Raw genomic sequence first — 11,569 nt, forward strand, 5'->3', positions numbered from 1 at the left:
GAAATCATCAAAGAACAAGGAAATCTACAAATTCCTCTGTTCTTTGATGATTTTATTTATCTTTAAAACTTGTAACATTCCATTTCTGGGATATAGCAGATAACATAAGCCATGGTTCAATCATTAAGTTAATTAGGATATGAGCAACAATTGGAGCTAATATATGTCGTTCTGAAATAATGTATGCAAAGGCAAGTAGACCTCCAAGAACTGTAGTAGATAATATAATAGGTAAAGCAACCTTTAATTCTCCTCTAAGCAAAACCCAAGCACCATGAGCTAAACCAAAAATTAAGGCGGAAACAATTATTTGTACTACCACGGAATAACCTTCATTGTTTATCCAGTCCATTAACACTTGTCTAAATAATATTTCTTCTACGATACTTGACACGATGGCAGCCCAAATCCCGATTATCTTTAGCCAAGAAAATGTAAATAATCGTTCTCCTACAAAAGGCACTGCCTTACTTGTATAGAAAACATAACCAAACGAGATGAGAATAACGAATAGCCAAGCAATTGGATAGTCAAAAGCATTAGCGTTAATTCCTAACCTATGTTCAATAAATCTTTGTGGATTACCTATAAACCAGAAGATTATGCAACTAGTTAAAGCTACAGATAAGGTACCTAATACTAGGCCTGTTAATCTCTCATCTTTAGAAGAAACTTTATAATCTACATGTTTAATTATATTATTTCTAGTTAAGTTGCTGTTTGTCATTATTTCACCCCCAAATAGTTTCATATATCTTTCAATCAATAGCCAACTTAAAGATTAATCTCTAAGTCTATAACATACCATATATTTCATATTAAGTAATTCTTTTAAAGTTAATTCTAGAATGTAGAGTTTTGCTTTTTTTTGGTTATTTACAGTGTTTTGAATGTATACTTTTTTATCATTTTTGATGATATCAAGGGAATTAGTTTTGGGGTCAATGTTCTAGAGGATTTTAATGTAAACTAATATTTAAAAGTTTACTTTCACTTATATTTTTGAAATCTAACATATAATTACATCAGCATTTACAATATAGCCTTGGTCGGTTAATAAGAAAAACCACAGCAATTGTTGTGGTTTTTTTATGTTGATGAAAATAAGTTTTATAGGTGCCGCTAAATATAAATCATTTAGATTTGAGTTTTGTAGAGACATCCTCATACCAGTCAGGTTGATGGATGTCGATTTGCTTTTGTTTTGAATCATTTAGATTCAATTTTTTCATGTGGATGCCGTATAAATTACTGTTAAAGTCTGTATAGAAATAATAACTTAGGTTAGTATGATCACGAATAACACTCCATCTTGTCCAATCGAAGGAATTAGCTGGTAGGTCTTTGTTTTGAAGAATGACTGTACCGATGGGGACTGAGAGTGTTTGCAAAATTTGTCGTGCTAATCCAATGTTTTGTTGAGTATTTTTTGGTTGAAATATTGTTTGCCGTAGAAAAGCTGCTCGGACAAAACGGGATTGAGGGGATGGATCACCAGGAATTCCAAGTTGACCACTTCCAGTAATTTCTTCACCACAGAAAAGACTAGGGTTATCTTTCAAACTTAAATTTTTATATAAATAAAAATTTGTAGACTGCCAATCAAATGTTGGTTGATTTGTCAATACTCCTAAATCGGTCGTATAGGTTTTCATCTTTCCATTTTCAAATTCTATGATTAAATGTTTTCCAGAAGCATCGCTAACAATATAGTGCAGAAGAGAAGGGACATTGGCAAACTGAGGTAATTCATTAATATTGATGATTGTAATTTTAGAAAGGATTGACTTCACTTCTTCGATATTTTTGAAGTTGCCTAATATAAAGGGGATAAAATTTGTATTATAAAGTAAAGGGGTCTCCATTTGGGGTTTTGGATATATACTACACGCTAGCCATAAGCCAGCAACAGAAAGACCTTTTTCGTTCAAACCGTCGGAATACACTATGGGAAAGTCTTTGTATTTGTATCCCATACCAATAAATCCGTATTTATTTTTCCAATGTATTTCGTCAGGTAGGTCCATTTCAGGAAATGATTGTTGACGAGGCACAAAATTCAAGGATGTAGAAGTTGTTGTAGGATCTGTTTCACACCAATCCATTGTTCGTGCTGAAACCAGAGGAATATCCTTTGATTTACTCGGAATAGATATATTTGTACACATATTTTTTCTCCTTTTCATTAAAATATTTCGTATTTGCTATATAGAGTATTCCTATGTTAGATGATGGCTTGTACATTTGGTATTAGTCAAGTGTGAGTTTAAATGAAATGGATCTTTATTATGGGGTTTGGTAATCTAAAATAAGAGTTCATTTTTATCGTAAACTGATAATCTAATAAAATTAGAAATACTACAATAATAATTGTTATTGATGCGAGCGTGTATAAAGTCGATTTTTATACTTCTTTTGAGCCTAACACAATCCCATTTTGTTTTCTTATAGGTCCAGTTGGTTCTACTAATTTGGCAGGTGGTAGGTATATCGCCAAGCCAAACGTCCCAAAAAACAGATATATTTGTCAGTAATTTATCTAAGAACCCATGCTATGAATTCTACTGCTAAATCTCTATTTTCTCTATGACCTTCACTATTTATTACAGAAGTTTCATACCAAAACCCCGTTTTACTTCCGAGATATGCTGTCACCTTTTTTTGAATAATTGAAGCATTTACATTGTCACAATGGTGATGGCAACAACAATTATTAGGGTTTGTGTGTATATTTATAATTTCTAGTTTCAGTAGTGAATATGGTAAAGTAAATGATTTAACAGGTGGTTCAAATAAAATATGGTATTTACCTGGACATGAGTGCTCAACTCTAAAACCATCTCCAGCTAAGATTTCACCATTAGCACTAATAGTACCTGTAATCAGTTCTGATGTCTCTTGATTTACTGAGGTTAAAAAATTTGGTTGGGGTTGTAGTGGAGATTCTTCGAGCGGTGGCAATATTATTTCTACTTGAGGTGGTTTTTCCTTATCAATTAGTTGGAACTCTGGATCAATTATAATTTGATATACTCCTATGGTTCCTGCTCTTTTGATAACTCTAAAATCTTTAGAACCATTGGATATTGTTCCGTTACTTCTAATAGTACCTTGTACTGTCCGAAAAGGAAAAGGATTTAAAAAATCGCCTATAGCTCGAAAATGAATTGGAGCATCTACTGGTTGTCCGCTATTTTCATAATAAGTAGTGTAATAAAAACCAGATTCAGTCCATGAAAATGTCTCTACAGCAATAGAATCTTCTTCAGTTGAACAGTGACAATGACAATGATTTGAATTATTATCTTGTTTACATTTTTGTTGCCCGTATACAGGTTGGAAATAATTGTATTCGTTTTTGTTTTTGTTATATTTTTTCAACTTCTCACTTCCTTGTTTGGTAGTCTTATTTTTTTAAAGCTAATTACATATTATGTTTTGAAATAAAATATGTTTGGACGTTTTTTAGGGGGCACCATATCAAAAAAGAAAATTGTACGTTTAGACACAAAATTGAAATGTTTTGCTTATCTTCCTTTACGTTAAGGGATTAGTTTGTATATTTGAGGAGAGGTGCGAGACAGGTGTATATTTAGGATGATCTAATATTTTCCATTCGAATATGATAGAATAGAAAGTATATCCAAAATGGAGGAATGGCAAATGAACTCAAACACAAAACAGTTTATTTATGATATCCAGCAAAGAAAGAACAATTATATAGAAAATGTATTAATAGCAATACAACATCCTAAAAAAGAGCAATCTGAACAAGTCATTCAAAATATAGTAGAGAAGATGGATATGATGATTAATCTAGTTACTACGTACATGAGGATTGAATCAGGATCTACGGAAGAATTAAAAGAACTTCAGAAAGAAATTATCCATGCTCAAGCATATATCCAAAAAAGAAAATTTGAAGAAACACAGAGATAAAACCCTGTGTTTTTATTTGGACGTCTATGAAACCAATTTGTTATAAATCAAATTAGATGTAATTTAATCATTGTTTTGGCATAATCCATACAATTTGCTGAATTCGTACAATATACGGTACCGTATCTTCAATTAGCAAATGATCTGGTTTCACATCCTTTAACTTTCCTCTTACATTACCTCTTACAGTTTCAATAACCACATGTTTACCAATTACTGATTGTAATGTCTGATATACGTAGGGATTCGGTACACTTACCATATTTTGTTCACTCAAGTCATTTCCCTCCAAATAACTCAATCTATAAAACTCCTTTCTAACCTACATTCTTCCTCTTAATATATGATATAAATCTTTTAAATATGCTAGAAGGATAATTCATTATAGAAACAAAAAGGATCATCCTTTCTTTTAAAGGCTGATCCTTTTCTTCGTTCATTCAACTATTTTTAGCTATTCTTGATTAATTAGAATCACAGCTGGTCCATCTACACGAATTCCACCAACTTCGATTTTTTCATAAGGCTCAACTGTAATAGAAATAATCCCTTCTCGCTTCTTTAATTCATTACTTAATTCTTTTGTTAACATTTTTTTCATGTGTGCACTCCTTCTTCCTGCTTCATTTACTATTGTTATGTAAATAAGATTAAAAATGGTTTCCTGGTCTGGAAACCATTTGTTTGTAGTTGACCATATGGTGTTACCAGTTCGTTTATCAATTTTACGTAAAGAAGATAAACAATTACTATTCACTGTCTCAGTAGATGTAAGGAACTCTTAAAGAGATAGCGGTGAGATAGATTGTTTTTTCTTCTAGAAATAATGACTTAGATAATATATTACCTAAAACAATGAAAGCCCTACCTCTCTTTCATCCTTACGGCTCCTTGTCCGTGCCAGTGTGAATCAGGATTGCAAAAATCAAGTGACTATTTGATCGAGTTATTTGATGAAACTTCGAACGTTCGTAAAAGAAATTTAAAAATAAAAATGGATTAGATTGAAGTAATAACAAAAGAGGTTCCTACTCTAAAAGTGAGCTGAAGAAGTTGAATGTTTTTGAAATGATTTACTTATTAATAACAATCATATTCCCGAAAAATTCAGGATATTTTCGGGGGATGTAATACATTATCTATAATGAACCTTAACAGAAACTTTTTATTTGATTTTCAGTGATTCCTTTAATTAATCCTAGTTCACTAATCAAAAATTCATGTGCGTTATCCAACATTTTTTTTTCGCTTGTATTCAGTGCTTTTTCTTTCTTCATACGCATTAAATCACGTACAACTTCAGCACCTTCTTGTATTTCACCCGTTTTTATTTTGTCCGTATTCACTTTATACCTTTGTTTCCACGGCAGTAATCTATCTGATTCTCCATGCTGAAAAATGTGTATGATGTGTTTTAATGTAAGTATGTCAGTAACTGGGCGTATACTTGAACTTAATATTTTACCCGTAGGAATCATGACTTGCATATTACTGATTGACATTTTTATGACATAATACTGTTGTTTTTTCCCTGAGAATTCTTTTTCTTCTATGGCTTCAATTATACCTGCTCCGTGCATTGGATAAACAATGTTATCGCCAATTTGAAACATATAATCCACCTCCATATATGGTAACCTTCTTAACCTTAACATATATGTGGTTTTTTATCAAATATTTTATAATATCATAAAATTATTTTTATTGTCAACTGATTTTTCTTTAAAAATTAAATTAAATAAAAACAGCACCAAAACAATAAGAATCGTGTCAGATTTCCAATAAAGGGAAGGGGCATTTCCCTGCGTATACTTTGAAACCTCTACTCATTAACGTAGATCAGTTTTCCCTTGAAAACGACCAAATCGATCCCGTATTTTTTTTGATCTTGTGTGGTACTCCAAAATCTCAATTCTTGCTTTTTCAGCTAGAGGTGCAATTGGTCTTAAGTCTTTTAACCCCCAATAATCAACCACTACATCAAGTACTTGATCAAAATATTGTAGTGGCCCATAGTTAGCTTCTTTTGCAATCACAGTCATTCGATTTTTAAAATCAGGCATGACAGCACCTGGCATTTTAAAATTCATAATCACATTGGCAATATGATAGCAATAATTAGGTTCCAATTCTAAATGTGTTCGAATCACGTCTCGATAAAACGCATAATGAAGAGTTTCATCTTTTGCAAGACGGCGTAATAATGTAGCAAGATCGGGATCATGCTTACTTGCAACCTTAGCAACATTATTGTAAAACACCATCGTTGCAAGTTCTTGTAGCGTCGTATATGTCATGGCTTCGATTGGTGTATGAAAATCAGGCTCAAATCCACCCTCAACGACTGATTTTCTTAATTCATGTATCCGTTTAGGGTTCACACTTCGAGTGAGTAGTAAATATGTCTCCAATAAATTCGAATGTTGATCCTCTTCTGAGGTCCAAGTATGAATAAAGTCTGTAATAACAGAAAGGGAACCTTTAAAAGTCGCAGATAAATACGTTGTAAACCATGGTAAATTCACTTCTGTTAATAAAGCTGTTTCAATGGCCGTAATTACACCAGAAGGAAGAGTAACTTGACTTTCATCCCAAGGAACTCTTTTAAAGTCCATTCCCTTATCCCATGGTAAAAACTCATGATACCCCCAGTCTATCTTCTGAGCTCTTATTTTATGTTGTTCATACAGTTCTTTTAAACGTGGTTCTAATCGGAAATCTAAATCATTTGTTAGCATATAAGTGCCCCCTTTTCTTACCATGGATATTCATCCTATTTTTATCCTTAAAAATCTTCTACAAATAAATATTACTTTCCTTTTTTTAAGTCAAACATAACAAATTTGTAACAAAACTCTTTAAGAGCGCTATATTTTCATAGGATTTTTTTATATCAAAAGGGGGACCGTTACATTTATTTTCTTTTTTATAAAATAGATACTGAGGCATACAATATGTTAGTAGCCTAAATAAAAAAACTAACCTCAGTAAATACAAAATAACATTCACGGATGAAGATTCTCGTCATGTTGTAAATCTTGGTGAGTGTAAAAAGGTGCATGCCTATAAAGAATCGTTTTATAATAAAGTTTGATAGTGTTTTATACATAATATCAGTTTATTCAGATGTAAATATTAAAAACTTAAAAAACAAATATAGTTGATTAGATAGCCTTAAACGACAAATCCCAACAAGATCAATGTACATTGGCTATGGATGAGTTAGACCAAATTTTGTGAAACGGTATACAACACAAAGGGAAGATGCGATAAACATGCAGTCAACGGAAGCGCATATGAAGGAAAAACAACGTAGAGAAAAAATAGAAATTATATTTAGTCACATGGTAAAAGGAGAGAGTTATTTTCAAGGCTCTTCCTATCAATGGAAAAACATTGTATATCAAAATTATAATAGAATACAGCAAAAAGAGTTGGAAGTTGAACAACTCATTTCGATAATGGAAAAAGCAGGGGTTCGTTTTACGCAGCATCGTTCACTCATACACGATCCCGTCATTGATTTTGTAAAATATATAGCTAAGATTTATAAGGAGCCCCTCGAAATACAATAATCATATTTAAAATAAACCTTTATAAAAGGCTTATTTTCGAAGATTTTTAACTAAACCCCCAAAAACTCATTGTAATATTCTTTTTATTCTCAATACTATTCATTTTTGATTTTGAAGCACTTCAAAATCTTAGCTAGATGGCTATGTATCGGTACCCCACAATAAAAAGGCAGGAACATATTTGATCTGTTCCTGCCTTTGATTTTATTAAGTTTAACATCTATGACCTAAATATAATAAAATTTGGAGCTTCTTTTTATTTTAGCTGGATGTTTCCTAACAGTTGATTTTGTTAACGAAAGTCGACTTCAAATCCATATTTTGTGTGAAATAAAAGCATATAATAAAAGTATGAGGTGATGATGTGAAAGAGATAAACATTCATAAAATAATTGCGGATAAGAGAAAAGAAAAGGGAATTACGCAGGCGTCCGTTTCCAAATGGGAGACGGGGCAGAGTTATCCGGATATTACATTTTTACCACTGTTGGCATCGTACTTTAACATAAGTATAGATGAACTAATTAGTTACACACCACAAATGGAACAGGAAGATATTAAAAATTTATATCATAGACTAGCGGAAGCTTTTAGTGAAGAACCGTTTGATGAAGTAATGATGGAGTGCAGGGAAATGATTAAAAAATATTATTCTTGTTTTCCGTTATTAATTCAAATGGGAGTACTTTTTATTAATCACCACATGTTAACAGAGGATACGGATAAAAGAATTGAAATGTTAGAAGAGGCTACGAAAAGACAGAGAGAGATTGCTTATAAAGAATTAAAAGAACAAAAAGGAATAAAAGGGAAGTTAATGCGTCTTCTCAATGTGGAGAAACGTGGAGAGAAACAGATGGAAAAAATAAAAGAGAAAATGATGAACACAGAAAAAGATACGATTAAAGTTGGTTTTAAACCGATGAACGCAAAGTGGTTTAGAGAGCATTTTCAGCATGATATTTATAAAGATTTACAACAAGTAACATGTCCAGTACTGGCAATTGCTGGTGATAAAGATATTCAGGCTGATCCTGAAAGAGCGAAGCGGATCGGTGATTATGTGAAGGGTGATTCTGAAGTATATGTAGTACCAAAATATGGATCATAGTTTGAAAAGTTTTGAAGGTGAGTTTAAAGCATTAGAGTTTAAAAAGAATTATGAAGAAGGGCAGGAAAGCCACTACATCCAGAGTTGGAAGAAATAATTACGAATTGGATGAATACGAATTTTATACTGCATCAAAATTAGATGAATATGAGGAAGAGGGAAGGGAGAGTAACAGTCTGTAAAAGAAGAATTGGTGTGGGCTGACCCTGTAGGTACAAGTTCTTCTACAATAGTAATTTTTCGCATAATAATCCCTTCCATATTGTAGATTCTCTCATTAGTTTAGCATCATTTTTGAGCTAATAAAATCTTATCTAATACTTTGGTAAAACACCCTATAAATAATCCAGGCTATTTAATATTAGGAGGAAGCCAACTATGCACATAATCCATGACAGAGCTGATCCTGTACTATTAGCGATTTTCATTCGAAGTCTCTCGAGAGGTTTTTGCATCCACCGACCAAACAGGAGATAGAAGAGAAACAGCACGAGAGAGGGCAGTACCATAATAACGTTGTATCCCGCTAAAATAGAAGACCATTCTATCCATGATAGATTAGAAGTAGTCAGTATACCAATTGCTGCAAAATAAGGAAATGCAGTTCCCGCTTCAATTAATGTAGTAGTGAATCCTAGCGCAATCATTGAAAAAATACTTTTTGATTTTGGTGAAGGGAGAGCGATGACCTGTAGAAGATCTGTGGGTTAATAATAAGAGGTATAGAAATGTATTAACATCAATGAGACATCATGTTAACTTATCATGAACAACATATACAACCGAAATTACAGAACAAATCATTTTTTTGGGGTGGTATAATAAGGAAAAAGGGGTGCTCTGAATAATGTCTTTGGGGACCAGTATTTATTACGCCATCACCGCATTGATTATCGGTGTATTGTTGGGAGGAATTATACGTATAATTTTGCATACTAGTAATCGCAAAAAGCAAGATCCAGTTGAGCAAAAGTTAGATAGGATTATTCAATTGTTAGAAAAACAAAATAAGGATTGACCCTCTCCCCAAACGGGAGGGGGTTGCTGTTTTATCGGCAGAGGGGTGAAGTATAGGATACTTCACTGCAATCCAGTTAAAGTTTTACTTTCTCCATAATGCGAGTTTTATATAATATGAAAATCAACGGCTATAACTACTTAGAATATAGCCGTTGATTTTTTGCGCATAGAAAGGAAATGAAATCATGAAAAAATCAATAAAAAGTGAATTGATTGGAATGTTTATCTTTAATGAAACTTTTCATACATATGAACAAAATGAAGGCAAGGTACATTGGGGATTGGATACTGGAAATGAGCGTGTACATGTACATGAAATGATGAAAAGAGCAGAAAAGCTTTATATATGTTTAGAAGAATTTGATAGAAAAGCTAAAGTAGCAATAGCGGAAGAATTAATAGAGTATAAAAATGATTTTTGGCCTGAATATGATGAGAATGATGAACAACTAAATTGGGATGCTGTAGACGCAGGAGAATATGATATGACGAAAGAAATATTTGAAAAGTCTATTACTCTTATGGACATTGTAATTAGAGAAAATGATATATATTGCGAATATAGTGACGGAGGTTTATTTGGAGGACATAGAATCCATGCTTCTTTTGACGATGAGTACAATTTACTAGATACAGGGATTTAGTTTTGAAAGATGAAAAAAGGATTGATTACTATAATCAATCCTTTCAACCTTTTTATTCGGTGTTTTTTTATGTTCACTCAATATTTTCTACACTTAAACACTTAGTTTCACAGTAATAGCCTTTGCCACCAACATAAACTTTTTCTATTTCATTCTTGCTATTGGTTGCTAATTTAACTAATATTTCGGAAGGCGAGTGTAAAGAATAACCTTGTTCAAATACATAGACTTCTTTTTGCAAGTAGTGCTGTTCATAAAGGTAGCAAGCTAATGCACCGTTTGAAGTTCCAGTCGCTGCTTCTTCGTTGATGTCGTATAGTGGAGCAAAATTTCTGCATATAATTCGATTGTCATTAAAAGTATATAGATGCATCCCGACAACATTATAATACTTGCTGATTTCTTTAATTTTTTCAAAATTAGGTTGCAGTGCATGTAATCGTGTTTCGCTTTTTATAGGAATTAAAATATCTTTTAAGCCCGTGGAAACAATTTGAATTGGGTATGTATTGTCTATATCTTTAATGCCAAAACAGTCGATGAACTCGTTTGGAGATATAACATTATAGAATATCGGTTTGTTTTGTTCCATAAATATGATGTCATCTTTTATGGTAATAGTAAGAACACCGCTGTTCGTTTCAATCGTATAGCGATTCCTGAAAAGTTTATTTAAATGTATCAGTATCACGAAAGAGCCAATTGTGGCATGACCACATAAATCAACTTCTTCTTTTGGTGTAAAATACTCAAATTTATAATCAGCAACTTCAGATTCTGATATAAATGCGGTTTCCGCATAGCCCAGTTGTTTGGCTATTTCCATTTTTTGAGTAGTGGTCAATGTATTCTCAATAAATACCACTCCTGCTTTATTTCCGCCTTTATGATCCTTGCTAAATGCACTTGCAACATAAACGGATATTTTCATAAGACACCTTCTTTCCTCACTTATAGTAAATTGTAGCATAGAAAACACTACGTATAAATGTTGTTGGATAAATTTGCTATAAAGCAAGAGACAAACTATTTTTTAGCATCTGAACTCTCCCAAAATAGTTTGTCTACAGTCTGAAGAGGTTGTCCCAAAAGGTCGTTAAAAACGAACTTTTGGAGACAACTTCTTATATTTTACCTTTATATGGATAAAAATCCCGATCATAAGTAGAAAACCAATAGGTTTTCTATTTATGATCGGGGTTTTTCGCTTTTGATTGAGCTGTTGTTGTCCATTTCCGTAAATTATGGGCAACACAAATAAGACCCCATTCCAATCTGTT

The 11,569-nt window shown here is 32.5% G+C and carries 12 protein-coding genes and 3 pseudogenes; 6 read left to right on the forward strand and 9 right to left on the reverse strand.

The annotated features are described in order from the left end of the window. Positions 1-52 precede the first annotated feature (52 nt). The 3 genes from CO726_RS18095 to CO726_RS18105 all read right to left on the reverse strand — a co-directional run bounded on the left by CO726_RS18095 (position 53) and on the right by CO726_RS18105 (position 3,381). On the reverse strand, positions 53-727 hold the full coding sequence (locus CO726_RS18095; protein WP_099685162.1) for a CPBP family intramembrane glutamic endopeptidase: 675 nt from the start codon (positions 725-727) through the stop codon (positions 53-55). 406 nt (positions 728-1,133) lie between these two features. Then, positions 1,134-2,168 (reverse strand): linear amide C-N hydrolase, encoded by a 1,035-nt coding sequence (locus tag CO726_RS18100; RefSeq protein ID WP_169513045.1) that lies wholly within the window; start codon positions 2,166-2,168, stop codon positions 1,134-1,136. 367 nt (positions 2,169-2,535) lie between these two features. Then, the gene (locus tag CO726_RS18105) at positions 2,536-3,381 is read right to left on the reverse strand and encodes a hypothetical protein (RefSeq protein WP_099685164.1); all 846 of its coding nucleotides are present in this window, start codon (positions 3,379-3,381) and stop codon (positions 2,536-2,538) included. 282 nt (positions 3,382-3,663) lie between these two features. Here CO726_RS18105 and CO726_RS18110 point away from each other — a divergent pair, with 282 nt between their 5' ends. After that, complete coding sequence (locus CO726_RS18110) at positions 3,664-3,939, forward strand: hypothetical protein (protein ID WP_099685165.1); 276 nt, start codon at positions 3,664-3,666, stop codon at positions 3,937-3,939. A gap of 67 nt (positions 3,940-4,006) precedes the next feature. Here the strand turns inward: CO726_RS18110 and CO726_RS18115 are convergent, their stop codons facing one another. The 4 genes from CO726_RS18115 to CO726_RS18130 all read right to left on the reverse strand — a co-directional run bounded on the left by CO726_RS18115 (position 4,007) and on the right by CO726_RS18130 (position 6,677). After that, a complete protein-coding gene (locus CO726_RS18115; RefSeq protein WP_000120820.1) occupies positions 4,007-4,240 on the reverse strand; it encodes a YuzF family protein in 234 nt (77 codons plus the stop codon). Between the two features lie 153 nt (positions 4,241-4,393). Further along, positions 4,394-4,540 carry a BC1881 family protein gene (locus tag CO726_RS18120; protein ID WP_000738547.1) on the reverse strand — a complete coding sequence of 49 codons (147 nt, stop codon included), beginning with the start codon at positions 4,538-4,540 and terminating at the stop codon, positions 4,394-4,396. A 550-nt stretch (positions 4,541-5,090) separates the two neighbouring features. Further along, positions 5,091-5,552, reverse strand: a complete 462-nt coding sequence (locus CO726_RS18125) for a CarD family transcriptional regulator (protein WP_169513046.1) — start codon at positions 5,550-5,552, stop codon at positions 5,091-5,093. 216 nt (positions 5,553-5,768) lie between these two features. Continuing rightward, positions 5,769-6,677 carry an acyl-ACP desaturase gene (locus CO726_RS18130; RefSeq protein ID WP_099685167.1) on the reverse strand — a complete coding sequence of 303 codons (909 nt, stop codon included), beginning with the start codon at positions 6,675-6,677 and terminating at the stop codon, positions 5,769-5,771. A 537-nt stretch (positions 6,678-7,214) separates the two neighbouring features. On the opposite strand from CO726_RS18130, the gene CO726_RS18140 reads away from it, so the two are divergent. From CO726_RS18140 to CO726_RS33005, 3 genes and pseudogenes are all read left to right on the forward strand, one after another. Beyond that, positions 7,215-7,514 (forward strand): hypothetical protein, encoded by a 300-nt coding sequence (locus tag CO726_RS18140; protein ID WP_099685169.1) that lies wholly within the window; start codon positions 7,215-7,217, stop codon positions 7,512-7,514. 364 nt (positions 7,515-7,878) lie between these two features. Next, a pseudogene (locus CO726_RS33000) lies at positions 7,879-8,265 on the forward strand (helix-turn-helix domain-containing protein); the annotation flags it as partial. Then, positions 8,248-8,807: pseudogene (locus tag CO726_RS33005) on the forward strand (alpha/beta hydrolase); the annotation flags it as partial. The pseudogenes CO726_RS33000 and CO726_RS33005, both read left to right, overlap by 18 nt. A 153-nt stretch (positions 8,808-8,960) precedes the next feature. Here CO726_RS33005 and CO726_RS18150 read toward each other — a convergent pair. Beyond that, positions 8,961-9,305: pseudogene (locus tag CO726_RS18150) on the reverse strand (GAP family protein); the annotation flags it as partial. Positions 9,306-9,472: 167 nt separating this feature from the next. Between CO726_RS18150 and CO726_RS18155 the strand changes: the two are divergent. Beyond that, a complete protein-coding gene (locus CO726_RS18155) occupies positions 9,473-9,643 on the forward strand; it encodes a DUF4083 family protein (protein WP_098759243.1) in 171 nt (56 codons plus the stop codon). A 187-nt stretch (positions 9,644-9,830) separates the two neighbouring features. Continuing rightward, on the forward strand, positions 9,831-10,289 hold the full coding sequence (locus tag CO726_RS18160) for a DUF2262 domain-containing protein (protein ID WP_098759244.1): 459 nt from the start codon (positions 9,831-9,833) through the stop codon (positions 10,287-10,289). 73 nt (positions 10,290-10,362) lie between these two features. Here CO726_RS18160 and CO726_RS18165 read toward each other — a convergent pair whose 3' ends face one another. Further along, a complete protein-coding gene (locus CO726_RS18165; RefSeq protein WP_099685170.1) occupies positions 10,363-11,220 on the reverse strand; it encodes a PhzF family phenazine biosynthesis protein in 858 nt (285 codons plus the stop codon). Positions 11,221-11,569 lie beyond the last annotated feature (349 nt).

Source organism: Bacillus fungorum (assembly GCF_002746455.1).
Taxonomy (GTDB): domain Bacteria; phylum Bacillota; class Bacilli; order Bacillales; family Bacillaceae_G; genus Bacillus_A; species Bacillus_A fungorum.